Source organism: Bacillus sp. UMB0893 (genome assembly GCF_002858905.1).
Taxonomy (GTDB): domain Bacteria; phylum Bacillota; class Bacilli; order Bacillales; family Bacillaceae; genus Bacillus_P.
In genome coordinates, this window is record NZ_PKLB01000001.1 from 114,854 (window position 1) to 138,103 (window position 23,250).

26 protein-coding genes and 1 pseudogene are annotated in these 23,250 nt (G+C 39.9%); 17 read left to right on the forward strand and 10 right to left on the reverse strand.

Annotation, left to right across the window (positions count from 1 at the left end; translation table 11 throughout):
* From thiS to CYJ36_RS00555, 7 genes are all read left to right on the forward strand, one after another.
* Window positions 1-204: a sulfur carrier protein ThiS gene (gene thiS / locus CYJ36_RS00525; protein WP_101563789.1), complete on the forward strand. Its 204-nt coding sequence runs from the start codon at window positions 1-3 to the stop codon at window positions 202-204.
* A 3-nt stretch (window positions 205-207) separates the two neighbouring features.
* Window positions 208-975, forward strand: coding sequence for a thiazole synthase (locus CYJ36_RS00530; RefSeq protein ID WP_101563791.1), 768 nt, complete (start codon window positions 208-210; stop codon window positions 973-975).
* Window positions 976-1,992, forward strand: a complete 1,017-nt coding sequence (locus tag CYJ36_RS00535) for a thiazole biosynthesis adenylyltransferase ThiF (RefSeq protein ID WP_101563793.1) — start codon at window positions 976-978, stop codon at window positions 1,990-1,992.
* Window positions 1,993-2,124: 132 nt separating this feature from the next.
* Complete coding sequence (locus CYJ36_RS00540; RefSeq protein WP_101563794.1) at window positions 2,125-3,360, forward strand: DUF445 domain-containing protein; 1,236 nt, start codon at window positions 2,125-2,127, stop codon at window positions 3,358-3,360.
* A 108-nt stretch (window positions 3,361-3,468) separates the two neighbouring features.
* Window positions 3,469-4,242, forward strand: coding sequence for an enoyl-ACP reductase FabI (gene fabI / locus CYJ36_RS00545; RefSeq protein ID WP_101563796.1), 774 nt, complete (start codon window positions 3,469-3,471; stop codon window positions 4,240-4,242).
* 154 nt (window positions 4,243-4,396) lie between these two features.
* Window positions 4,397-4,849 carry an SRPBCC family protein gene (locus tag CYJ36_RS00550; RefSeq protein WP_101563797.1) on the forward strand — a complete coding sequence of 151 codons (453 nt, stop codon included), beginning with the start codon at window positions 4,397-4,399 and terminating at the stop codon, window positions 4,847-4,849.
* A gap of 57 nt (window positions 4,850-4,906) precedes the next feature.
* Window positions 4,907-5,320, forward strand: coding sequence for a CotO family spore coat protein (locus tag CYJ36_RS00555; protein WP_101563799.1), 414 nt, complete (start codon window positions 4,907-4,909; stop codon window positions 5,318-5,320).
* A 215-nt stretch (window positions 5,321-5,535) separates the two neighbouring features.
* Here CYJ36_RS00555 and CYJ36_RS00560 read toward each other — a convergent pair whose 3' ends face one another.
* Window positions 5,536-6,792 carry a CotS family spore coat protein gene (locus CYJ36_RS00560; protein WP_257962349.1) on the reverse strand — a complete coding sequence of 419 codons (1,257 nt, stop codon included), beginning with the start codon at window positions 6,790-6,792 and terminating at the stop codon, window positions 5,536-5,538.
* Window positions 6,793-6,960: 168 nt separating this feature from the next.
* On the opposite strand from CYJ36_RS00560, the gene CYJ36_RS00565 reads away from it, so the two are divergent.
* Genes CYJ36_RS00565 through CYJ36_RS00575 form a run of 3 tightly spaced genes read left to right on the forward strand, consistent with a single transcriptional unit; the run spans window position 6,961 to window position 9,744 of the window.
* Complete coding sequence (locus tag CYJ36_RS00565; RefSeq protein WP_101563801.1) at window positions 6,961-8,094, forward strand: glycosyltransferase family 4 protein; 1,134 nt, start codon at window positions 6,961-6,963, stop codon at window positions 8,092-8,094.
* A gap of 48 nt (window positions 8,095-8,142) precedes the next feature.
* Entirely contained in the window at window positions 8,143-9,210 is a 1,068-nt protein-coding gene (locus CYJ36_RS00570; protein WP_101565566.1) for a CotS family spore coat protein, read from the forward strand.
* Between the two features lie 15 nt (window positions 9,211-9,225).
* Entirely contained in the window at window positions 9,226-9,744 is a 519-nt protein-coding gene (locus CYJ36_RS00575; protein WP_101563803.1) for a hypothetical protein, read from the forward strand.
* A 133-nt stretch (window positions 9,745-9,877) separates the two neighbouring features.
* Here CYJ36_RS00575 and CYJ36_RS00580 read toward each other — a convergent pair whose 3' ends face one another.
* The 3 genes and pseudogenes from CYJ36_RS00580 to CYJ36_RS00590 form a co-directional block, all read right to left on the reverse strand.
* Complete coding sequence (locus CYJ36_RS00580) at window positions 9,878-11,008, reverse strand: glycosyltransferase family 4 protein (RefSeq protein WP_101563805.1); 1,131 nt, start codon at window positions 11,006-11,008, stop codon at window positions 9,878-9,880.
* Window positions 11,005-11,961: an NAD-dependent epimerase/dehydratase family protein gene (locus tag CYJ36_RS00585; protein WP_101563807.1), complete on the reverse strand. Its 957-nt coding sequence runs from the start codon at window positions 11,959-11,961 to the stop codon at window positions 11,005-11,007. Before CYJ36_RS00585 ends, CYJ36_RS00580 begins: the two co-directional genes overlap by 4 nt.
* Window positions 11,958-13,247 (reverse strand): annotated as a pseudogene (locus CYJ36_RS00590) (UDP-glucose dehydrogenase family protein); the annotation flags it as partial. The pseudogene CYJ36_RS00590 and the gene CYJ36_RS00585, both read right to left, overlap by 4 nt.
* Window positions 13,248-13,455: 208 nt before the next feature.
* Here CYJ36_RS00590 and CYJ36_RS00595 point away from each other — a divergent pair.
* The gene (locus CYJ36_RS00595; protein ID WP_257962350.1) at window positions 13,456-14,556 is read left to right on the forward strand and encodes a glycosyltransferase; all 1,101 of its coding nucleotides are present in this window, start codon (window positions 13,456-13,458) and stop codon (window positions 14,554-14,556) included.
* 25 nt (window positions 14,557-14,581) lie between these two features.
* Here CYJ36_RS00595 and CYJ36_RS23945 read toward each other — a convergent pair whose 3' ends face one another.
* The 3 genes from CYJ36_RS23945 to CYJ36_RS00605 form a co-directional block, all read right to left on the reverse strand.
* Complete coding sequence (locus tag CYJ36_RS23945) at window positions 14,582-14,746, reverse strand: hypothetical protein (protein WP_219621049.1); 165 nt, start codon at window positions 14,744-14,746, stop codon at window positions 14,582-14,584.
* 547 nt (window positions 14,747-15,293) lie between these two features.
* A complete protein-coding gene (locus CYJ36_RS00600; protein WP_101563811.1) occupies window positions 15,294-16,085 on the reverse strand; it encodes a HipA family kinase in 792 nt (263 codons plus the stop codon).
* A 47-nt stretch (window positions 16,086-16,132) separates the two neighbouring features.
* Window positions 16,133-16,405: a hypothetical protein gene (locus tag CYJ36_RS00605; RefSeq protein WP_101563813.1), complete on the reverse strand. Its 273-nt coding sequence runs from the start codon at window positions 16,403-16,405 to the stop codon at window positions 16,133-16,135.
* Window positions 16,406-16,542: 137 nt separating this feature from the next.
* Between CYJ36_RS00605 and CYJ36_RS00610 the strand changes: the two genes are divergently transcribed.
* Window positions 16,543-16,899 carry a DUF1360 domain-containing protein gene (locus tag CYJ36_RS00610; protein WP_374702775.1) on the forward strand — a complete coding sequence of 119 codons (357 nt, stop codon included), beginning with the start codon at window positions 16,543-16,545 and terminating at the stop codon, window positions 16,897-16,899.
* A gap of 198 nt (window positions 16,900-17,097) precedes the next feature.
* On the opposite strand, the gene CYJ36_RS00615 is transcribed toward CYJ36_RS00610, so the two are convergent.
* Window positions 17,098-17,895, reverse strand: coding sequence for a hypothetical protein (locus tag CYJ36_RS00615; RefSeq protein ID WP_101563817.1), 798 nt, complete (start codon window positions 17,893-17,895; stop codon window positions 17,098-17,100).
* 128 nt (window positions 17,896-18,023) lie between these two features.
* Window positions 18,024-18,737, reverse strand: coding sequence for a hypothetical protein (locus CYJ36_RS00620; RefSeq protein ID WP_224773334.1), 714 nt, complete (start codon window positions 18,735-18,737; stop codon window positions 18,024-18,026).
* A gap of 214 nt (window positions 18,738-18,951) precedes the next feature.
* Between CYJ36_RS00620 and CYJ36_RS00625 the strand changes: the two genes are divergently transcribed.
* The 5 genes from CYJ36_RS00625 (at window position 18,952) to CYJ36_RS00640 (ending at window position 20,804) form a co-directional block, all read left to right on the forward strand.
* Window positions 18,952-19,275: a hypothetical protein gene (locus CYJ36_RS00625; RefSeq protein ID WP_101563819.1), complete on the forward strand. Its 324-nt coding sequence runs from the start codon at window positions 18,952-18,954 to the stop codon at window positions 19,273-19,275.
* A 272-nt stretch (window positions 19,276-19,547) separates the two neighbouring features.
* Window positions 19,548-19,688 carry a hypothetical protein gene (locus CYJ36_RS23470; protein ID WP_180849976.1) on the forward strand — a complete coding sequence of 47 codons (141 nt, stop codon included), beginning with the start codon at window positions 19,548-19,550 and terminating at the stop codon, window positions 19,686-19,688.
* Window positions 19,689-19,893: 205 nt separating this feature from the next.
* Window positions 19,894-20,106: a hypothetical protein gene (locus CYJ36_RS00630; RefSeq protein ID WP_101563821.1), complete on the forward strand. Its 213-nt coding sequence runs from the start codon at window positions 19,894-19,896 to the stop codon at window positions 20,104-20,106.
* A 93-nt stretch (window positions 20,107-20,199) separates the two neighbouring features.
* Window positions 20,200-20,328, forward strand: coding sequence for a YjcZ family sporulation protein (locus CYJ36_RS00635; protein ID WP_101563823.1), 129 nt, complete (start codon window positions 20,200-20,202; stop codon window positions 20,326-20,328).
* 221 nt (window positions 20,329-20,549) lie between these two features.
* Window positions 20,550-20,804 carry a stage VI sporulation protein F gene (locus tag CYJ36_RS00640; protein ID WP_101563825.1) on the forward strand — a complete coding sequence of 85 codons (255 nt, stop codon included), beginning with the start codon at window positions 20,550-20,552 and terminating at the stop codon, window positions 20,802-20,804.
* 50 nt (window positions 20,805-20,854) lie between these two features.
* Here the strand turns inward: CYJ36_RS00640 and CYJ36_RS00645 are convergent, their stop codons facing one another.
* Window positions 20,855-23,116: an ATP-dependent helicase gene (locus CYJ36_RS00645; RefSeq protein ID WP_224773333.1), complete on the reverse strand. Its 2,262-nt coding sequence runs from the start codon at window positions 23,114-23,116 to the stop codon at window positions 20,855-20,857.
* Window positions 23,117-23,250 lie beyond the last annotated feature (134 nt).

Here is a 23,250-nt window from a genome sequence, read left to right on the forward strand (position 1 = left end):
TTGAGAGTAAAAGTGAATGGCAGCAGCATCGATATGCAGTCTTCTGTAAAAACAGTTGAAGACATGCTGGCTTTTTATGAAGTAAGCACCAAAATCGTCATCGTCGAGCGTAATTCTGAAATAATCGCTAAAGAAAATTACGGGAAAACAGCGATCTCAAATGGTGATGTTTTTGAGATTGTCCATTTTGTAGGAGGAGGCTGAAACATGTTAACAATTGCCGGAATATCATTTCAATCGAGACTGCTGCTTGGGACTGGCAAGTATCCTTCTTTTGAGATTCAAAAAGAAGCGGTACATGCTGCTGAAGCAGACATTTTGACATTTGCTGTGAGAAGGATGAATATTTTTGAACCCTCTTTGCCTAATTTTCTTGAGCAGCTTGATCTTGAACGCTACACATTGCTGCCAAATACAGCGGGAGCGAAAACGGCTGAAGAAGCAGTCAGAATTGCAAGGCTGGCTAAAGCTTCCGGGTTATGTGATATGATAAAAGTAGAAGTTATCGGATGCGCTAAAACGCTGCTTCCAGATCCTATTGAAACGTTAAAAGCAAGTGAGGAGCTTGTTAAGGAAGGATTCATTGTTCTTCCTTACACGTCTGATGATGTTGTGCTGGCAAGAAGACTTGAAGAAGCAGGGGTTCATGCCATCATGCCTGGTGCTTCACCGATTGGATCAGGACGAGGAATAATCAACCCTCTGAATCTCTCATTTATTATTGAACAAACAAATTTACCGGTTATTATCGATGCTGGAATCGGATCAGCTGCAGATGCAGCAAAAGCGATGGAGCTAGGTGCAGACGGCGTGCTGTTAAACACAGCTGTCTCATCAGCAGACAATCCGGTCAAAATGGCAGAGGCAATGAAGCTTGCAATAGAAGCAGGAAGACTAAGCTATGAAGCAGGCAGAATTCCAGTAAAAGCGTATGCTTCTGCAAGCAGCCCGGAAGAAGGAATGATCACATCCTAAATGGAACGCTACTCTAGACAAATTTTATTTTCTCCTATTGGAGAAGCTGGACAGAAGAAAATCCGGAATGGTCATGTATTAATTATCGGTGCTGGTGCTCTGGGGACCGCAAATGCAGAGATGCTCGTACGTGCTGGAGTTGGCACGCTGACAATTGTGGACCGTGATTACGTAGAATGGAGCAATTTGCAGCGTCAGCAGCTATACACTGAAGAAGATGCAAAACAGCGGCTGCCTAAAGCTGTTGCTTCGAAACAGAGACTTGGTGAAATTAATCACGAGGTTAAAGTGAACGCAATGATCGAAGATGTGACCGCTGAAAATATTTGCGATTTTTCAAAACTTGCAGACGTCATTGTTGACGCTACAGATAATTTTGAAACAAGGCTTGTTATAAATGATGCAGCACTTAAACAAAAGATTCCTTGGATATATGGGGCATGTGTCGGCAGCTACGGCCTGACTTATACTGTAATACCTGGACTGACGCCTTGTTTGAATTGTCTGCTGAAGCAAATTCCAATGGAAGGCCAAACGTGTGATACAGTTGGAATTATCAGTCCTGCGGTACAAATGGTAGCATCTTACCAAACAGGTGAAGTGCTCAAGCTGCTGACCGGGGCAGAGGATCAAGTACGGAAAGAACTGCTCTCTTTTGATATTTGGCGGAATCAATTTTCTCAAATAAAAGTCAATGCCTTAAAAAATACAGGCTGTCCATCATGCGGCGATCACCCAATCTATCCTTTTTTATCTCAGGACAATAGTGTTAAAACGTCGGTTCTTTGCGGCAGAGATACTGTTCAAATCAGGCCTGCTGTATCGAAGGAAATGAATTTTAAGGAGCTTGCTAAAACACTGGGCAGAGCTGTTGATGAGATTACAGCAAATCCGTATCTGCTCTCTTTTCAAACTGGCCATCACAGAATTGTTGTATTCCGGGACGGGCGCGCTTTGATTCATGGGACGAAAGATATGGCAGAAGCAAAGGGGATTTATCAGCGTTATTTGGGATAAAATACAGTAAATAAAACTGGCCGTGAAATCGGCCGGTTTTTTTCTGTGAAATAATTGGATTTATTTCTCTTTTTAGACTAGCATTAATAAAAAGAAACATATTTTTAAATTTAGAAAGATTGAGGGTTCGTCATGTCTAATAAATCAAAACATTTAGCTGGGATTTCACTTGCTGTTATGGGAACGGGGTTTGCAGCAACGATCCCTTTTCAAGGAACAATTGCCGGAGAATTTCTGCAAGGAGGATTTGAAGCAGGGCTTGTTGGGGGGTTGGCAGATTGGTTTGCCGTGACTGCGTTATTCAGACACCCATTTGGCATTCCTATTCCCCATACAGCTTTACTTCCTAAAAATCGGAGCAGAATGATAAAAGCTCTCGTTCATACAATAGAAAATGATTGGCTGTCAAAGGAGAGCATTCAAACAAAATTAACACAAATAAATATGACAGAAAAACTGATGCCTATACTAGAAAAAGAACTGCAGTCCGATTCTTTCAAAAAAACAATGAAATCGCTCATCATCCAAATGATCGAAAGTGTGGATTTGGAAAAACTGGCTCCTCTTATCCAGAAGCAGCTAAAAGGATATCTAACGGCTGATGAAATAATGAAACTGCTTCAAGCTCTCATTAAGCAAGTGCTTGAGCGAAAGTATGATGAAAAGAGCTTTGATTATCTGCTTGTTAAGATTGAGGAATGGGCATCAAGACATGATCAAAGAGAGGAATTTGGCAGATTCGCCATGCGGGCAATCGATAATGGCGAGGCAGATGGGTTTTTACAATTTGCGATAAAATCCTTTCGAAATATGATAAATGAAGAAAAACTTGGAAAGATTCTTCAAGATATTATTCTTAACGTTATTCGCGGTTTGCGAAGACCTGATAGTGAATATCGTCAGGCAATCCTTGGCCGCATTCGAAAAGAATTGCTCGGGATCCAGGAAAATCATGCTTTATTAGAGGAAATAGACCGCTTGATTTTAGAGTGGGACCCTTCTGAAAAACTCATGACAATCTTAAAGAAAACACAAGATAAAGCTTTAGCCTACGTTGAAGAAGGTACAGTTATTGATGATCATCTAATGCCTTTTGCCGCCAGGTTCCTTGAAAATATCAGGAGAGATCAGGAAAAAACAGATGCAATCGAGAATAAAATACAAGAACAAATTGCTCTTTTTATTGAAAAAAACCATTCGAAAATCGGAAAACTTGTAGAAGAGAATTTAAACAAGCTTGATGATGAAAAATTAATTGATATGATTGAAAATAATGTAGGGAAAGATTTACAGTGGATACGGGTGAACGGAGCCGTGTGCGGCTTTTTCATTGGTATCGTCTTAACTGGAGTTAAAATGCTCTTTTAATTTGCATGCAGCATACTTGAAAATGGGATGCAGTCTAGAAAAACAGAAAAGAGCGTGCTATAATTATAACCAGGTACTAATAACATGTATTAATTAGGAGGATTCCATATGAATTTATCATTAGCTGGGCGCAATGTAGTCGTGATGGGCGTCGCAAATAAACGAAGCATTGCCTGGGGAATAGCCCGTTCTCTTCATGATGCCGGAGCACGTCTTATATTTACATACGCAGGGGAACGTCTTGAAAAATCAGTCCGTGACCTAGTTGAAACGCTTGATCGCAATGATTCAATCGTTCTTCCTTGTGACGTAACAAATGATGTTGAAATCGATACTTGTTTTGAAGCCATTAAAAACGAAGTTGGCATCATTCATGGCGTTGCCCATTGCATCGCTTTTGCACATAAAGAAGAATTGAGCGGAGAGTACTTAAATACGACACGTGACGGATTCTTGCTAGCGCACAATATCAGCTCTTATTCACTGACAGCTGTCGCAAAAGCTGCAAGAGGATTAATGACAGAGGGCGGAAGCATTGTCACTCTTACGTATCTTGGCGGTGAAAGAGTTCTTCCGAATTACAATGTAATGGGAGTTGCAAAAGCTTCACTTGATGCAAGTGTCAGATATTTGGCAAGCGATTTAGGAAAAGACGGGATTCGGGTCAACTCTATTTCAGCAGGTCCGATTCGTACACTATCTGCTAAAGGAATCAGCGATTTCAACTCTATCTTAAAGGATATCGAAGAACGCGCACCGCTGCGCCGTACGACAACTCCTGAAGAAGTGGGAGATACAGCCTTATTCTTATTCAGCGATCTTGCAAGAGGAATGACTGGAGAGAATCTGCATGTAGACTCTGGATATCATATTTTAGGTTAAAAATGGATTGCCGGCTCTTAACCAGAGCCGGTTTTTTTATGAGGCCAGAAAATTTTTCTATTATGATAAATAGGTTTTGATTTTGATAAAATAAATACAAGCTCTTTTTTTGCTGCCAAACAGCAGAGCATAAAGATTGAAAGGGGATTGGAAGATGAGTGAATTTCAAGATCAAGTCACTGTAGATGTACCCATTCAAGAAGCGTTTCAATTTGCATCAACGGTAGAAAACGCACCTCTTTTTATGAAAAATGTGAAAAAGGTTGAGAAATTGACAGAAGGACCTGTAGGAGCTGGAACGAAATACAAGGAAACACGTGAGATTAGGGGAAGAGAGGCTTCAGCTGTTATTGAATTCATTGATTATGTACCAAATGCAAAATACTCTGTAAAAAGTGAAATGAAAGGAATGGAAGCCATTTATCATTATTCCTTTACATCCTCAGGGAGCCAGACAAATATCCATTTCGAATGCGAAATTATCGCTCATAAATTCTCAATGAAAATCATAAAACCTGTTTTTGTGAAAATCATGAAAAAGGAAGATGGCGATCATCTTCATCATATGAAGGAAGCTTTGGAAAAGCACGCTTCTTTGAACTCATAAATCTATTTTAAAGGGCATATACTTCCTTGTAGATATTTGATATGAGGAGGGACTTCTGTGAAAAAACATCAATCTGTCAAAAATCCTCCGCTGCTGTATATCGTTCAGCCGGATTTTGAACCTGTCTTAACGTCGATGCAGAAAACCTATATTGTGAGAAGAGATCAGTCCGCTCAAGCAGCAGCATTACCGGAAGAACCAGTTTTAAGCGAAGAGGTAAAGCAGGATTCCCTGCAAAAAGAACCGAAATTAACCAAACCGCTCCATTCATTCAATGATTTATCCATTCCTGAAAAAATTCAGCTCCTGTTGAATTTACCCGAGCGGCTCTCCAGTTTAAACTGCAGTATTTCTACCAATGTTAAAACGCACATTGGAAAAATAGCTGAATTTAAGGAAGATTGTATCACAATCAACGGTGAAAAAGTTCCGCTAAAAGAAATCCAGGCTATTTCATTAAAAGGCTTATGAAAAGTGTCCGTGAAGGGCACTTTTTTATTTAAATAAATACAGTAAACGATGTTAGGCTGCGCTGGTCATATTTACATCGAATTAAATTAGAATGACCGCATATTAAATTAGAAAGCTCGTCAATTTTTTCCATAAGGCCGCGAATTAAATTGATAAGCGCGCGGAGTATCTAAGAAACGAAAAAACCCATACACTGTATGAGTTTTCTCTAAATATTATTTGGATTTAATCATGGAATTTAATTTAGCTTCTTTGATTCTTTCATATTCAAACGCCTGTGCCAGTTCTTCGGCAAACATATCTGTTTTGCGGACAAATTTTTCGCGGGCGATATCATACATTTCATAAGGGAAGAGCATATCGATATACATCACTTCTTTTTGTTCTGGAGTTAATGGATTGATGCTTTCATACGAATTCATCATTAATTGGAATCTGGCTTCATCCCATTCTCCGGTTGTATCCAATAAAGGAATGATCATTTTGCGCAAATCACGGATCGGCAAGTCATATGAGACAGTATCTAAGTCAATGACCCATATCTTTCCATCGTTTCCGAGCACTGTATTTCCAGCCCCATAATCTTGATGACAAAGCGTAGGATTAGCAGACTGTGCTTCAACCCATGGTACATATTGCGATTGCATCAGCCGATCAAGCGTTTGCCGGCCCTGCTCAATAAAATAATCGATTTCCTGTAAATACAATTGGGAAAACGGGTTATCAGGTGTGCTTTGTGCTATAAGCTTCCAAGATTCCATTTGCTGACAGCGCTTTATATAGTGGTTAGGCCAGCGCCCCAATTTTTTGAAAACAGGAATTCCTTCTGGCGGATGATAGCCTTCAGACCAGAGGTGGAATTCCGCGAGCCCTTTCATGACAAATTCAAGATCTGGATCAACGGCTAAATCAAACACGCCCCCTTCAATCCAATCGTAGAGCACGAATAAAAAAGGCCCTTGTTTTGTAAATAGATCATTGTTTTTGTTTCGAAGAATTCCTGGTACTCTTCCGCCTTTTTCTGCTAAGTAATTTTGGGCATTGATGGAGAACAGAGCTTTCTTCTCAGGTCGGTGAATCCTTTTTAAGCAAACGGGCCCATTGTTTGTGTGTATTTTCCAGACGAGTGCCATTTGTCCGCCTTGAATGACTTCAATGCGTTCTACAGCAATATCCCAGCTAGTGATAATGTATTCAGCAAGCTTCACGAGCTTTGCTTCTTCTTCAGGTGTAAGCACAAATCCAATTTCTTCTTCATTATCTTCTTTTTTTTCTTCTTTAGCCTTTTTTTCAACTTTAGCCTTTTTTTTAACTTTCTTTTTTTCTCTCAGAAAATCATATTTATTTGGTGTTTTCTGTTCCTTAAGTGCTGGGGTTTCAATAAATTCTGTTTCCATCTCGTCTGCAGAATCGAAGGAACTGAAGATTATTTTTCCGGCCAATATCGTCACCATCCCATCCTTTTTCTTCATAGATTATGAAAATAGGTTGTTTTTTGTCCTAGAATAATGCAAGTCGAGGGAAAAAAGATGACAATTAATGAATTCGCCTTTTTTTAAATAGTTTCTATAGTGAAAGCACACCATTCCGCTTTTTACCGTATTTTAAGTAAAGGCTTTATAGACGAATGGAGGTAACGTATGAAGATTGCATTAATAGCAACAGAAAAACTGCCTGTTCCCGCAATTAAAGGAGGAGCCATCCAAATTTATCTTGATTCAATTGCACCCCTTCTTGCACAAAAGCACGAAGTGACCATCCTCTCTATTCAGCATCCGGATCTCCCTGAGACAGAAACTCGGAATGGCGTTCATTATATTCGATTTGCAGTTAGCGACTATCTTTCACTATTGGCTGAGCATATAAAAAATACACAGTATGATGTGATTCACCTGTGCAACAGACCTGCATGGATTCCTCCTCTGCATGCACATTCTCCAAATTCAAGATGGATTTTGAGCGTTCATAATGAGATGTTCGCCAACGATAAAATGACGAATGAAGAGGGCAGAGCATGCATCGCAGCTGTGGCTCAGATCGTAACGGTCAGCGATTTTATCGGCCGAACCATTACTGACAGATTCCCTGAGGCACGCGATAAAGTGAGGACGGTTTATTCAGGTGTAGACCTGCAAACTTATTTTCCTGACTGGACTTCAGAGGGAAAACAGCTAAAAGAACGTGTACGTTCAGAGTTAAATTTAAAAAATCAAAAGGTTATTTTATTTGTTGGCCGTTTAAGTAAAGTGAAAGGCCCTCATATTCTCCTGCAGGCGATGCCTGAAATTCTGGAAAGACATCCTGATACAGTCATGGTTTTTATTGGGTCAAAATGGTTTGGGGACAATGAAGTCAACAACTATGTCAGACATTTATATACTCTTGGTGCGATGTATCCAGATAACGTTCAGTTCATTCAATTCGTTCAGCCGAAAAATATTCCTACGCTTTATGCCATGTCAGACATTTTCGTATGTTCATCACAATGGCAAGAACCTCTGGCACGTGTTCATTACGAAGCGATGGCTTGCGGGCTTCCGATTATCACAAGCAACCGCGGCGGAAATCCGGAAGTCATTGATGAGGGCAGAAATGGAAGAGTCATCAAAAATTTTGAAGATCCGCTTGCTTATGCGGAAGCCATCAACTCAATGCTTGACAGCTCAGGAAAACGAGAAGAAATGGGCAGATACGGAAGATCCAAAGCAGAGCGTGAATTCAGCTGGAATACTGTTGCCGGAAATCTGCTTAGAGTGTATGAAAATGGAAGATAGAGAGGGTGAAGCATTTTGGAAACAGAACTAAGACAGCATGAACTTCAGATGAATATTTTAAGCTTGTACCCATTTGATGTGCAGTCAATAACCCTTTTAACAAATAAAAGCGGAAGAACGACTTGGCGTGTAGAAACGGATCAAGGCGTAAAAATTTTAAAAAGAGTGGTTATGAAGCCTTCGAGAATGCTGCTGATTGCAGAAGGACATGAGCATTTGCAGGTAAACGGCCTGCCAATTGCAGACATTCATCGCACAAAATCAGGTGCAATTTGTGTGGGAGCTGATCACTCAGCCTATGTCTTGTATGATCTCCAAGAGGGAAAAGAAGTTCTCTACTATAATAAAAAGCAGCTGCTGCAGATTATGGAGTACATTGGTAAATTTCATCAGCTCTCAGCTGGGTATATGCCTGACGAAATGAGCAAAAAAAGAAGCCGTCTTGGCAAATGGCATAAATTATTCCGCTGGAAACTGCAGGAGCTTGAAGGAAATAAAATGCTTGCTTTGAAATCGAATAAAGAAAATAACCTGCCAGCTCCAGCTGTTATTGATCCCGATATGGAACCAACCTGGATGAAGGACCAATTTGCAAAAATGGTCATTGATTCGATTGATGAAATGATTCTCCGCGGAAAGCAAGCTTTGGCAGAATTAGATGAAGGGCATTATGAGAATTGGACACTTCAATGCCTGGACTCCAGAATGTTTTGTCAGCAGGACTTTACACTGGCACGTTTTATTGAGACTGAAGATGGGCTTGCTATGAAAGAGCTGCATTCCATTACATCCGATCTGCCTTCCAGGGATTTGAGGGTTATTTTAAATAAAGTGATGAAAAAAATGTCAGTCTGGGATAATGATCTTGTCATCGAACTTTTAAAGACTTATGACAAAACGAATCCTCTTACAAAAGATCAATACCGAGTTTTATGGACAGATTTGAAGTTTCCTCATCTATTTTGTTCGATCGTCCATAAATACTTTCTGGGCCAAAAAGTCTCATGGTCAGATGAAAAATACATTTGGGCATTACAAAACATTATTGCGGTAGAACAATCGAAGCAGAAATTTTTAACTGATTTTGAAGAGTTTTATTCTAAAATAAAAGGATAAGGGAGGGAGTACAAGATGAGTGAATCAAAAAAAGAATTTAATGAGATTCCTATTGTAAAGTTAACAAATTATTCTTTTTCTCCCCCTGGACCAATGGGGTGGAGCTCTGCAGAATATACGGCAATGCTTGAGGATCCTGAAGCTTTCCTGTCATCATACAAAATAAAGCATCCTGAACCACAGCTTGAAAACGTTACGCTGATTGAATTGCCTGTAAAAAACCGCCGTCATTTGGAAATGAATCAATCTGTAAAGAATGTTGTTAAAAGGGAAATTGCTGCAGAAGAAAAGAAACCTGTTGCAGAAGAAAAGAAACCTCTTTTAGAAGCCGCTCCAATTATGAGGGCTGAACTTGAGCCTGCTCCAATAGAAGCTGTCCAGGATGATCATTTTGAAGATAATTATGATAAATCGATGGATCATTTTCTTGATAGCGATGCTGATATACATGAAACAGATATTTTTATAGGGGGAAGAAAGAGGAAATCGGAAACGTATTCTTCAAAACGCTCAAACCGGGTTATTTTTTACTAGCTAATCATACTATTTTCGGAGACCACAGCTATTGCGGCTGTGGTTTTTTCGATGTCTGTATCCCGAGTGAGAGTGACCAATGTATTCGAAATCATTGAAAAGTCCGGCGTTATGCATCAGCCAGCCGGTCTTTTCAAGAGTTTAAATGGATGTGTTCAAGTGTCTTAGCAGTATTCAAGAATGAAAAGTTTTTTTCTGCATATCTTCTTCCTTGTCTTCCCAGCTTTGCAGCAAGGCTCTCATCTTGCAGAAGACGGATAATGTAGGCAATGAACACGTCTCTCTGATCATACTCTTTTATGACATAGCCATTTAGGTCATTAAAAATGACTTCAGCGTTTCCTCCTCGATCGGTGGTAAGGATGGGCAAACCTGCTGCCATGGCTTCGTAATGAATTCGGGCGAGCGGCTCATGCCATTGTGAACTGCAAACGAGAAGGTCCCCCATCAGCAGGATTTTTGGAATTTCAGGTGCAGGGATATATTTTGTGAATATGACTCTGTTTTTAAGGGGCTCTGCTGTATCGTACAGGTGTCTGACATAATCATTCAAACCGTCTTCACTGAACCATTTTCCCCCAACGATAACCAAAGTGGCATTTGGTTCGTGTTTGATGATATCGTGCATGGCTTTTATCAGCAGGTCAGGGCCTTTTGTTTTGCTTAACCTGCCAATAAAAAGAATGACTTTATTATGCTTCAATCCGTACTTTTCTTTCCACTGAGCTCTTATTTCCTGTCCCTTTGGTGACCAGATTGGGTGAAATTTAGTGAAGTCTACCCCAGAGTATAAGACGTGGGTTTTTGCTTCAGCTTGAGGATATCGTATGGTAACGGTGCGTTTAATGTATTCACTTACTGTTGTGATGCTATCGCAGCAATTAATGATTTCACAAGCTTCATCGCGGCTCAGCTTTCTCGTTGTAAACATATCATTGTGAAGACTTAAAATAATTTTGCTTTCAGGTGCAGCTTGTTTGTATCTGCATACTTCATTTGGACGATTGAAAATATGGATGTGAGTGAAAGATTTGTCCTTTATATCCATAGCGACGTTCTCTGAAAATCCAATTCTCGGAAAGCGGATGTAGGTAATTCCATTTTCTATGTTTCTCTCTGGCAGAATGGGATCGGTAATCGAATAGACGGTTACATGATGATTCCGGCTGAAGTAAGGAGAGATTCCATCAAGCATAAGCTGAATGGCTCCGCCTTTTACAGCAGGCGCCGGCAATTTTTCGGTGCAGATAAAAGCGAGATTCATATTGATTCTCCTTTTAGAATGACCTTCATATATTCAATCTCTTTTTTCAGTCCATCGTCAAGGGAGATGTCTGGTGAATAGCCTAACAGTTCCTGTGCAAGCGAAATATCAGCATGTGTATGCTTCGGTTCGCCAGTCGCTGCATCCAAGTAGTGAATTACGGCTTTCTTGCCTGTAAGCTGTTCAAGTTTTCTAATAATCTCATTGATGGCTGCTCTTTCTTTTCCGCCAATATTGAATACTTTCCCTGCCGTATTTTTTGCATGAATAACAGATGCCGTTCCCTTCACACAATCGTCTATATACGTAAAGTCACGGGATTGAGTGCCATCTCCAAACAAAGTAAGCGGCTGATCAAGAAGAATTTGTTTAATAAAACGGTGAAAAGCCATATCTGGCCTTTGTCTTGGACCATACACTGTAAAATAGCGCAAAATTGTGACAGGGACATCAAAATTTTTATGATAAACAGCGCATAAATGCTCCCCTGCAAGCTTTGTAACCCCATAAGGCGAAAGGGGTTCAGGCATAGCACCTTCTGAGACCATTCCGTGTTTATACCCATAAATTGAAGAAGTTGAAGCGTAAATAAATTTTGTTAATTTGGCAGATTTGGCTGCTTCCAGCAGACGCTGTGTTGCAAGAATATTATTCTCTGTATATGGGAGAAAATCCTTTCCCCAGCTTGCTCTGACGCCGGGTATGCCTGCGAGGTGGTATACGACATCTGCCTTTTGCAAAAGCTTTTCACAGTCCATATTCATTAAACTTTCCTGCAGCAGCTGAAAGCGGGGATGCTGAAGCAATTTTTTCAGGTTTTGCCTTTTTAATAAAGGAGAAGTTGGCCCGATAAAACAATCGACGCCGATGATTTCGTTTTCCTCCTGCTGCAATAATTTTTCACACAAATGAGAGCCAATAAAACCAGCACATCCTGTTACAATAATCCTCATAGGCGGCCAACCCCAATGTAATCCAAACCTGCGGTTCTAATTTTGTTTTGATCAAGGCAATTTCTTGCGTCAATCACAGTGCGCCCTCTCATGAGCCGGTGCACCTGACTCCAGTCCAGGTCAATCATTTCTTTCCAATCTGTTGTAATGATTGTTATATCTGCTTCATTCAATGCATCATAAGGATTTTCAGACTGTTCGATCATTTCCAGCTCAGCTGGTAAAAATGCTTTTGGATCAAAAGCACGCATCGAACATCCGAAATCATTAAGTTTCTTAATTAAAGCAACTGCAGGAGATTCACGGATATCGTCTGTATTCGGTTTAAATGCAATGCCAAGCACTGCAATTTTCATAGATGATAGATTAGGAAATAGCGTTTTAATTTTTTCAAAATAGATGTCGATTTGTGAGGTGTTGACAGATTGCACAGCATCTAATAAGTGAGGCTTCAATCCTTTTTCTTTGGCTGAAAAACTTAGTGATTTTAAGTCTTTCGGAAAACATGATCCTCCGTATCCAAGCCCAGCCTGCAAAAATGCCTTCCCAATTCGCGAATCTGTTCCGATTCCCTTTGCAACATGAGTAATATCCGCATCGAAAAACTCACAGATACGTGCCATTTCATTAATAAAGCTGATTTTAGCTGCTAAAAAAGCATTTGAAGCGTATTTAATCAGCTCTGCACCTGCATAATTTGTCACGATAACAGGAGCTTCAATACCTCTGTATAATTCATTCAGTTTAATAAGCAATGCTTTATTTTCATTTTCTAGACCATACACGATGCGATCAGGGTGCTTCATATCATAAAGGGCTGATCCCTCCCGTAAAAATTCCGGATTTGAAACGAGATCAAATAAAGCAGGCGGATAACCCTTTTCCTTCAGCGATGCCAGGATAGCGCCATTTGTACCTGGTGGAACGGTACTTTTGACCACAATGATTTTATACGATGTAAGCAAATCCATTACATCTGATACCGCTTTATTAAGATAGCTCAAGTTCGAGCTTCCATCTGGCAAGGAAGGCGTGCCTACTGCCAAAATAATGATTTCTGCTGTATTTAAGCCTGAAGAAAGATCGTTTGTAAAGCGGAGCCTGCTTTTATTTTTAGTAATACAATCTTCCAAGTCAGGTTCGAAGATAGGAATAAAGCCGTTCTGCAGCGATTCAATTTTTTTTGTGTCCTGATCGATGCATGTAACGTGATGACCGATTTCTGAGAGGAATGCTGCAGCTGTTAAACCAACATAGCCAGCGCCAATCACGCAAACATTCATAGTGGAAACCCCTTTCTAACACCATCTCCCATAGCCTATTATGAAACAAGTCTGAAAGGTTACAGCTTTTGAAGAAAAACTGGGAAAAAGAACATTTTTCATGGACAAAATGCTTTTATTACATATGATGAATAGGCTAGTGCAGAGAAAATGAACTGATATCAGATGGGTTTTTGGAACCATATTTTATATAGAGGAGTGAATCTTCTCAGTGGAAACAATCGCACATTATTTAATGGAAGATGTAAAAGTAAATCAGCGGTTTATTTATAATCAAATGATTTATCAAGGCCTTTATCGTACAATTGTCATTGGTCCATTTCAAAAAAAATCAGATACTGATTTTCCTTTTGAATCGTTTTATAATATGAACGAAATTACAGACCTGGATGCCTTTTTTAAAGAGCAAAATGTCGCAGCAATCCATGCACATCACGGAAAGCATGCGATTGATATCTTTCCAATTGCTATGCAGCATAAAATTCCCTTTATTGTGAGCATTCGAGGTTCAGATGGATCCGCTCAAAGTGAAATCCTGTATAATAAGAATTTTTCCCGTTATCGGTCTATTGTGAATCATGAAAGCCTCTTTGTTCCAGTTTGTCACTTTTTAGGGAGCGAACTGTTAAAACTGGGAGTACCTAAAGAAAAGATCAGCGTCCTGCATGGAGGAATTGACTTAAACGTTTTCCCTTTTCAAGAGCGGCAAGCACCGCAAAATGGAGAGTGTGTCATCATATCAGTCGGCAGACTCGTTCAGAAAAAAGGACACGAAACACTGATTCATGCTTTTAAATCCGTACAAAAAAAGCATCCTGGAATTATGCTGAAAATCATTGGAGGCGGGAAAGAGAGGATCAATCTCCAAAGATTAATTGATGAGCTGGAACTCACGCATTCTGTTTTTTTATTAGGGAAGATGAGCTTGTTTGACATTGCAGAAGAACTGAAAAAAGCACATCTCTTTTGTTTGCCGAGCGAAACAGCGCAAAATGGAGATGTAGAAGGAATCCCAAATGCATTGAAAGAAGCGATGGCAATCGGGCTTCCTGTCATCTCAACCAGACATGCGGGCATCCCAGAGCTGATTACCCATTTACGCACAGGGTATTTAATTGAAGAAGGAAATATTCAGCAGCTGGAAGACTGCATAGAATCCTTTCTTCGTTCTCCAGAAGCATGGAGGGAGTTCTCACAAGCTGCAAGATATGTAATTGAAGACAAATTTGATCTGGAAAAGCAGCTGAGAAAGCAGCATGAGCTGTATGACAGGTTTGTAAAAAATCAGCTGAAAATAGGGCAATCGGAATAAAACGCAGAGCAGAGCCTGCGTTTTCTTAGGTTTTGTAGCTGTTTTTTTCCGGTTCATGGAAGCGAAACTTCGGTTTATTTACCTCTTTTTCAAAAGATTCCTCTTTCTTTGATGGTGATAGACTTGATTCATTGGTTTGACCGCTCAGGCCCCGTTTCTGACCGCTTGGCCCAAATTTATGACCGTTCATTCGTGTTACTGACCGCACAACTACATTTGTGACCGGTCAGACAATTACTGTCAGATTTTCATACATTATTCAGTAATGTAGACAATCTTCCAACCACAAATACCTCGTTTTCTAGCAATATAGCACTCCTCATTTCACTGTGATAGCAGGAATTCATTGGTTTGACCCCTCAAGCCCCGTTTCTGACCGTTCAGACAATTATTGTCAGGTTTTTACGTTTTCAGCGCTGCATTCCCTTTTTCCAACCACAAATACCTCTTTTTCTAGCAAAAGAACACTCTATTCTATATTTGTTCGATTTAGCAATGTGTTTTTTCCTCTGATTTGGTGTCAGATATGCTTTCCTCTAAATTTGTGTTCGCTCAGTACTGTTCTGCGCAATCATCCAATTTTATGTGCGATCTTCTATTTCCTTTCCTATTCGCACCTGTTTATGCCTACTTAGTTATCACGGTTGACCATTTTAGAGCTTCTATCCCCGCTTCAAATCACAACGCGCCCTAATCAACGACTCAACAATCCGAAAACCAGCAATTCAAAAAGCACCTCAAAAGCTGCTGAGGTGCTGGTTGTTTGCATCGATCACTAGTTTAGGAAGTTCATGCAATCGGTCTCTTTTTAAAAATGCGAGTAATTTTTCTTTCTCTGCTTGTGTAACTTGCCAATCTTCAGGAATTTGCTTTAAGAGTAACCAAATCAGATCGGAACTGACATTCATGATTTTTTCACAGTACGTGTAGAGAGGATCAGGACCATCTAAGAGAGAACATGCCCATTTATAGACAGGCATGTCGACTCTGTAAACAGGTTCCTGTTCTAAAGTTTCAGCGTTCCACTCGTAGGTTCCTGGGAAGCATCTGCCGTGATCAATCATCCAAAAATAATACTTCCCGTCTTCTTTCTCTTCAAATAGGATATTTGTGCGGCTTCTGTCATTATTATTAATCCATTGATCGAACAAAAGCATACCTGCCAATTGTTCATGATTGATCAGACTGCTTTTTTCTAAAGGTTCATGAAGCTCCAAATAGGATTTCACATGTGGAAGAAAAGGTATGGCAAGATGTTTCCCGGATTTATAAGAAGAATTGCGATAGACGGGTATATCCGTGAGGGAAACATCTGGCATATAGACAATATTCGTGGTCAACGCAGGCAGTTCAAGCAGCCGGGCAAGATTGCCTGCAAGCCATTCGTTTACAACCTCGCGCTTACGGTATTTTCGGACACGCTGAAACTTTACTACATATTCTTTTCCATCATTGAATAAATACAGATGAGCATAATTTCCTTCTAGTGTTTTTAAGTATTGAATGGGTTTTATCTCTTTTTTTAACAACCATCGATTCCCCCTGTCATGCGCAAAAAGCTTGCTGAATCCGCTCTTTATTCCTCTTCTCCTTCAATGTTTTTTTCAGTAACCGGCAGATCAAGATCTGTTATTTCATCGAATGATAAGGTAATTTTTTTTCCGCCATGATTGTAAAACCGATCAATGATGAAGTCGGCTGTTCCTTTTTCGAAATCTGCTTTTTTAAAAGATGCTTCATAATAAATCTTTTCACCAACATGAACATTCACTTCCGTTTCCTTTGTCAGACGAGCCAGTTTTTCTTGGATAGGCTGGGATTGCCCATCATCAAAATATACCTTACTCATAATATCCTCCTTCATAATGTTTTAATAAACAGTATATGTAACAAAACGCTATAAAGTGATATTTGACCAGTAAATCAACTTCGGTCTTAAATACTGCATCCCGTCATAAGATATATCATGATTAACGAGAGAAGGAGATACATATGATTGGATGGATTGATTTTATCTTATTGTTTATAGCGAGTTTCAGACTTACAAGATTACTTGTTTATGATAAAATAACTGCTTTTATTAGGAGACCTTTCCATAGAGAGGCAGAGGAGGTTTTGCCTGACGGAAGTACTCTTTCATATATTGAAATAAAAGGCACTGGATTGCAGAAATGGATAGGAGAACTGCTGAGCTGCTATTGGTGCACTGGAATTTGGTGCTCTGGCTTTCTTTTTCTTATTTACGAGTATATGAATGAGCTTTCAGAACCGCTTATTCTTATTCTGGCAATTGCTGGATGTGCAGCGATCATAGAGGCGATTATTGAGAAATTGATCTTTTGAAAAGTATCCGGATTTCTATTTTAATGAAGTCTGGTAAATAGCTGCATCCGCTATGGTTTAGCGGGTGCGTTTTTCGTGTTCTGAAAGAATGGAAACAGTATTTATAAGGAGGCCGAACTGAATTCTATCAGTGAAAAAACATTTCTATCAGTTTCAATAGAAAAAACAGAAAGACTTCATAAAGTCTTTCCGCTTTTTTCATTGTATCGAGATGTGATTAAGTGAGGGAACACCTTTCGGCAGTTCTTTCGAATAGACAAATCCCTTTACCTGTATTGGACGTTTGTCGGGCTTAGGAAACGAGATTTCGAAACCGGAGAAAACAAGAAGCTCGTTTGGTTTTACCTCTGATTCATTTAAGGGCTGCAGCCAGTATCGATTTTCACTGCGGATTCTTTCGCGCCAATCCTCATAAACGTATTTCCAATGGTTGTTTGCCGCATCTTCGTATATTTTCGTGTCATCCATTTTCCGCTGCATGATAATTTTTCCGCTTAATGATCCAAAGAGCAGCGGAGAAATTTGAATGCAGATCATTGGCTCATGTAAAGGCTGATTTCCTGTATTTTTTATAATAAAGTCTCCAAAAACAGACAGGCTGTCATCTTCGGTTTGAGGAAGAAATATAGAGGCCTGGAAATGTGCGCCTAGTTGAAATAACGGTTCAATGACTGCCGGTTTTGCCTGCTCTTCCTGCATCAGCATTTTCTTTCGGAGTTCTGTAGTCCGTTTTTTTTCTTCTTCAAGTGCCACTTCAAGTTTAAGTACTTTTTTTTCGAGCTGAAACACTTCTTTTTCAAATTGTTCAGTATGAGTGTGAAGAGCTTCATTCAGTTTTTCCTGCAAATACTGATTACGGATGATTTCTTTTTTTACCTGATTTTCTGCATCATTTACCTGCTGCTGCATACGGCTTAGTTCAGAACGGTAATGCAGAATCTGCTGCTGAAGCTGAATGGATCGTTCACCGGAATTTGGACTTTCTTGCTTTTTCATCTTTTGCCGCTCCTTTCTGAACTCCCTAAAGCATATGTATGAGAAAATGCATGAAATCATTTCAACTGATTACCATAAAAAAACAAAAAAATAAGAGGCTGTTGTGGGCAACAGCCATCTTAGAGTGATTAGTGTACTGGGAAGATTTCCGGGCATTGCGGCGGGAAATTGTCGCTGTTATCGCAACCAACATTGATTGCTTCTGTTAATTCATCACGAGGTTTGCAAATTTTAGCTTCCACTTCAAGCTTCACGTTTGCTTCCATTTGAACATCTAAGCAGAATGTAATGGATACATCTAATTGTGAGAAAACGTCTGTGCAAACTAAAGTTGCATCGCACTCAAAGAAGTTAATGTGGCAATCAAGTTCAGTTCCTTCTGGAGCACAAAGGATAAATGTTTGAGCTGTAGCGAATGGAATTGGCTTCGACTCACAAATGACATTGTCGTTCGCGTCTAATACTTCAACTGTGACAAAGCCTTTAACAAGAACTTTCACTTTTTGCAATGTAACTTCATCGCCATTTGGAAGATTAACGGTTACATCATGGCGTTGGTCAACTGGTGAAATTTCTTGGCAAAGAAAAGATTTGCTTTTTGCGTTAGGATCGATTCTGCGGCCTTCTCTATCACTTAGGAAGCAGTTGACTGTTAAGTCGCCTGATTTCACCTTGTTTTTTAAGAATTTACAAAGATCGTCGTATTTATCTCCGCAGTCGAATAACATATCTAATTCTTTGTCATTAACGCTGATTAATGGCAGATCTACCGGACGAGTAACCCAGTCGTATACTTTACGCGTCTTAATACAGACTTTTTCTTTACGAGAATTTTGACTCACTGTTGTTTTCCTCCTATCTTGATTTCTCCCGTCCATTTTAATGAACAGATACATTAGGTGTCGGGACTAATGTATAGTATGTTTTTTCCCAATTTGTGTGCCGTGATATGAGCGGAATTTTAGGTGAATGTCAGTTTCCTGCATAAAAACCTGGGAGCATGAATTTCTTATTAGTAAGGGAATAATTTATTTATATGGATGGGAGCGATGAAGCGTGACAAATCAACAGACAGAGAGCGTAAAGACTCTTAAAGCACGACTTGCCTATTTGCAAAGAGAGCTTTCACATACGAAAGCACAGCTGCTGGATTATGAAGAAAATGGTTCTTACCATGAGCTAAGAAAAGAAAACAAACAATTAAGAGAAAAGCTCAGTCATCTGGAAGGGGAAAATCTCGTTCTATTTGAATTGCTTACAAAAAATAGCCCTGAGAAGGAAAAAGCAGAACCTATCCAGACCGCAGATAAGTTTGACTCATGGTTTATCAGCAATTTGAAAAATCAGGCTGCCAAAGATAGGGATAAACCAAAAGAATAGCGGCTGCAAAGCACAGATCCTTTTCTGCCATGCCTGGGCTAAACAGGCGATTCGGCTTTTCTGTTTGTGGCGTATAAAACTTATTGATTGTTGATATCGTAACTAGGTTAATTTCGTCCAGCTCCGGCGGCCTAGCTCACTGTGAAATTCCTATTTTCTTCGTGAGCTGACCAAGACGCCTGCGCTTTTGTAATCAAACTTAGTTCTTTCGCTGAGGCAAAGCCTTCTTTTTAAACATATATTATGAGGAGGAAAAGAAAGGGAGGATTAGCATGCAATTCAAAAAATCAACGAAATCTGCCAGTTCAAATTCAATGGTTGTGTTTGGCTCTTCCCATTATCAGCAGCAGGCTTCGGGCGGCATGAAGAAAACAGGTTGCGGGTGCGGAAAGAAAAAAATTTTTAAAGGCTAGGTACTCCATTATATAGTAGATGAAAATCCTCTTTTGATAAGAGGATTTTTATTTTTATGGAAAGTATAATGTTTTGCGCATTGAAGTCTGGCTCCAGTGCCTAACTTTTCGATCAAAACGGCTTTGCCATGCCAGAACCAGCGATTTCGCTTTTCGTATAAACAAATGACTGGTGATGTGCATAAGCTATGGGGAGGTGAGTGTGATGGGGAAACTTTCTGGTGTATTTGAAAAATTCATGGAGAACCTGTATGACCGTCACGATGAGATACAGAGAAAACAATCAAAGTGGCTGAACGAAAAAGATAAAGATCTTGGGATTTTGGAATCATCTGCTTCCAAATTTGAAAAACGTATGGACCAAATGGCTGAAGAAGCGGAGAATTTGATGGCTCAAAATGAAAGACATTTAAAGTGAAAATATCCGCAAGAGCCCATCCTTACTGTACAAACAATTCTGTTTCTTTGACATATGCTGTATAGACGAAAGATAGAAGGAGGTGGCTAAGATATGGGATACGGATATGGTTGCGGCGGCTATGGCGGAGGTTACGGCGGAGGCTACTATGGTTCAACATTTGTTTTAATCGTAGTATTGTTCATCTTATTGATCATCGTAGGTGCTTCTTTCTTTCACTAAGCATAACTGATGTGATGAGAAAGGAAGTACGGGCATTATTGTCCGTACTTTCCTTGTTTTAGGGTTTTTTCTAAAAAATTAAATCGTAATTATTATGAGACGATCTCCTAATGGAGATTGTGCAGATACAACAATCCATACGACCATTGCTTTTTTAAGAAAGATAGGCACAACAGGTAAAGAGATTCATAGGATATATCATCGTAAAGGAGGCAACAAACATGGATAATCACTTATTTAAAAATATTGAAAAGAAAACCGGCGTGAATATGAAGGAAGTATTAGACCTCGCCAACTCCCTTCAAAATGCCAATTTCAAAGACGAAAAAACCGTACGCGGTGTAATCCGCCGCGTTTCCCAAATCGCCAACAAACCTGTTAATAAAGAAATGGAAGACAAAATCGTTAATAGTATCGTAAATGGCAAAGAAAAGCTGGACTTTAACACTATCTCCAAGATGATCAATAAGAAATAAAGAACAAAGCGGCCTCTCCTGATTTGGGGAGGCCGTTTCCATTGCTATTATTAAACCATCAAACCTCGAATGAATCGTGAAGGAATCGCCTTTCTTCCTCTCCTGAACTGAGGAACAGAGACAGATAGGGAAGATTTCGCCCTGGTCATGGCTACATACATTAAGCGGCGCTCTTCCTCAATCGGCTTCTCGTCTCCTTTTCGGAACGAATCGAGTGCAAAGTCATGAGGAAGTCCTCCGTCAACAGCTCCTAAAATGTAGACATGCTCATATTCCAGTCCTTTCGCACGATGGACTGTCATGAGCTGAACGGAATGAGGATCCCGCTGCTGCTTCCATTCTTTCGATTTCGCCGTCATATGATCGACGTGCTCGAGAAGTTCGGCAACTGTATCAAATTTATTGGCAAGAACGCGTAAGTCTTTTAAATCGTCAGAGCCTTTTTCAATCGCGTTGCCCTCGTTCCCGCGCTTTTTCAGGAAGTCCGAAAATCCCATATCTTTTTCAATTAGGTCAATCGCGGCGGTTGGCTTCAATGTTTTCAGCTTTGCAAACATTGGAACAATTCGTTTAATCTTTGCCTTTTGAAAGGGCTGCAGAGATTCTAGTTTCGTGAGAGCTTCTACAAATGTACAATCATGTGTAATGGAAAAAGCCTTAAGGTCATTAAGAGCACTCTGTTTAATGAATAGGGCGGTCATCACATGCCCAATAGCGGCTGAATCATCAGGATTCATTCCAAGCCTTAAGTAGGCAAGAACACCTTTGACCATTCTTCTTTCGTAAAAAGAAAGTCCCTCCTGTTCAATCGTAAAAGGAATACTTGATTGAGCGAGACGCTCGAAAATCGCGCGGCCTGCGGTATGGGTCCGATACAAAACAGCAAAATCAGCCGGTTTTGCTCCGTTTTTCAGCTTTTCTTTCATATCAGTTACAACTAATGTCGCTTCCTCTTCTTCATCATGCGGAAAAAAGAAAAGCGGAGGGGCTTCATTTTGATATTGTGCGTTCATCGCTTTTTGATGACGCTGTTTATTTTTTGAAATAACCGAGTTCGCACTCGAAACAATTTCATGGCTGGACCTGTAGTTCTCGGCAAGTGTCACAATTTTAGCATCAGGAAAATCCTGCTTAAAATTCAGAATAAAAGATGGATCGCTTCCCCTGAATGCATAGATAGATTGATCATCGTCTCCAACTACACATAGCTGTTTCGTATGAGAGGAAAGCATTTTTAGAAGCTCATACTGAACTGGATTGATATCCTGAAATTCATCTACGAGAAAATAGTGAAACCGCTCTTGATATTGGGCAAGCAGCTTTGGATTTTCAAGAAGAAGTTCATAGCATTTTATCAGCATATCGTCGAAATCAAACTGATTCTGTGCATTCTTCATTTCTTCATATTTTTCATAAAGAAAAAGTGCTTTTTCTTCCCATTCCGTTTCAGGCTTTATTTTACGCTTGGAGAGAAATGTATTTTTCCAAAAACTAATTTGCTGCAGGGCCTGATCAAATGGAAATTCTTTTTCATCCAGACCGAGCTCACGTCCTGCAGATTTTATGTACTGCTCTTTCTGCCAGTCCCATTTAATTAAATGATGTCCATTCCATCTTTCAGAATCACTGTGCATCAGAATTTTATAAAAGATACTGTGAAACGTTCCGCATACAAGTCTGCCTGCTGCTTGTGACGCTGCATACCCGCTTATCCGATTCTTCATTTCCTGTGCTGCTTTTGAGGTGAACGTGACAAGCATGATGGATCCGGGATTTATATTTTGCTCCTCCATCATGTAAAGAGCGCGTGTGGTCAGAACTCGTGTTTTTCCGCTGCCTGCCCCGGCAAGAACGAGCAAGGGTCCGTCAATTGTTGTTACCGCTTCAAGCTGTGTGTCATCAAGCTTGACTGTCAAAATACTCTTTGCTGCAGCTTTTTCTTTTGCACTCCATGAAGTGTGACCAAGCTTTGCGAGCTGGAATGACTTCCACGACGTTTCTTTTTGCGTCTGATCATCTGTTATTGCCCGCGATGATGGCATCCGAAAACCATTCATTTCTTTATATTCAACTTCTTTTGAAGCGGCAGCCTGCTGAATCGTTTCGCTGTATTGTTCACATTGATTATGAATGGCATGATCAGCGTGATAAAAATAAGGTTTTTGTTTTATGCTTAAGTATAGCTTTAATGGCTGATTGCAGCATGCGCATGTCACTTTTCCATGAAGACTTGCTTCATAGACGTGCTGATACCTCTCTCTGGCCAAATAAGGGAGCTGTATAAATTCATCTTTTAATTTTCCACAAATCAACGGAAGTCCTCCCATAATTTCTCAATAGGGTTCGTATCTTTTAAATAAAGACACAAACTCTATCTTATCAAAAGGAAGCAAAACAAAAAAGAGGAAGTAAGATTCGTTTTAGCGAAAGTATTTATGGGAATAGT

Excerpts from the sequence above, each read along its gene's own strand:
- CYJ36_RS00605 (WP_101563813.1), bottom strand. The coding sequence starts at position 16,405 with ATGAGTAAGGTATATTTTGATGATGGGCAATCCCAGCCTATCCAAGAA.
- CYJ36_RS00640 (WP_101563825.1), top strand. The coding sequence starts at position 20,550 with ATGGATAATCACTTATTTAAAAATATTGAAAAGAAAACCGGCGTGAAT.
- CYJ36_RS00580 (WP_101563805.1), bottom strand. The coding sequence starts at position 11,008 with ATGAATCTCGCTTTTATCTGCACCGAAAAATTGCCGGCGCCTGCTGTA.
- CYJ36_RS00550 (WP_101563797.1), top strand. The coding sequence starts at position 4,397 with ATGAGTGAATTTCAAGATCAAGTCACTGTAGATGTACCCATTCAAGAA.
- CYJ36_RS00585 (WP_101563807.1), bottom strand. The coding sequence starts at position 11,961 with ATGAGGATTATTGTAACAGGATGTGCTGGTTTTATTGGCTCTCATTTG.
- CYJ36_RS23470 (WP_180849976.1), top strand. The coding sequence starts at position 19,548 with ATGCAATTCAAAAAATCAACGAAATCTGCCAGTTCAAATTCAATGGTT.
- CYJ36_RS00630 (WP_101563821.1), top strand. The coding sequence starts at position 19,894 with ATGGGGAAACTTTCTGGTGTATTTGAAAAATTCATGGAGAACCTGTAT.
- CYJ36_RS00530 (WP_101563791.1), top strand. The coding sequence starts at position 208 with ATGTTAACAATTGCCGGAATATCATTTCAATCGAGACTGCTGCTTGGG.
- CYJ36_RS00570 (WP_101565566.1), top strand. The coding sequence starts at position 8,143 with ATGAATATTTTAAGCTTGTACCCATTTGATGTGCAGTCAATAACCCTT.
- CYJ36_RS00575 (WP_101563803.1), top strand. The coding sequence starts at position 9,226 with ATGAGTGAATCAAAAAAAGAATTTAATGAGATTCCTATTGTAAAGTTA.
- CYJ36_RS00565 (WP_101563801.1), top strand. The coding sequence starts at position 6,961 with ATGAAGATTGCATTAATAGCAACAGAAAAACTGCCTGTTCCCGCAATT.
- CYJ36_RS00560 (WP_257962349.1), bottom strand. The coding sequence starts at position 6,792 with ATGAAGAAAAAGGATGGGATGGTGACGATATTGGCCGGAAAAATAATC.
- CYJ36_RS00635 (WP_101563823.1), top strand. The coding sequence starts at position 20,200 with ATGGGATACGGATATGGTTGCGGCGGCTATGGCGGAGGTTACGGCGGA.
- CYJ36_RS23945 (WP_219621049.1), bottom strand. The coding sequence starts at position 14,746 with ATGAACGGTCATAAATTTGGGCCAAGCGGTCAGAAACGGGGCCTGAGC.
- CYJ36_RS00615 (WP_101563817.1), bottom strand. The coding sequence starts at position 17,895 with ATGAAAAAGCAAGAAAGTCCAAATTCCGGTGAACGATCCATTCAGCTT.
- CYJ36_RS00535 (WP_101563793.1), top strand. The coding sequence starts at position 976 with ATGGAACGCTACTCTAGACAAATTTTATTTTCTCCTATTGGAGAAGCT.
- CYJ36_RS00540 (WP_101563794.1), top strand. The coding sequence starts at position 2,125 with ATGTCTAATAAATCAAAACATTTAGCTGGGATTTCACTTGCTGTTATG.
- fabI (WP_101563796.1), top strand. The coding sequence starts at position 3,469 with ATGAATTTATCATTAGCTGGGCGCAATGTAGTCGTGATGGGCGTCGCA.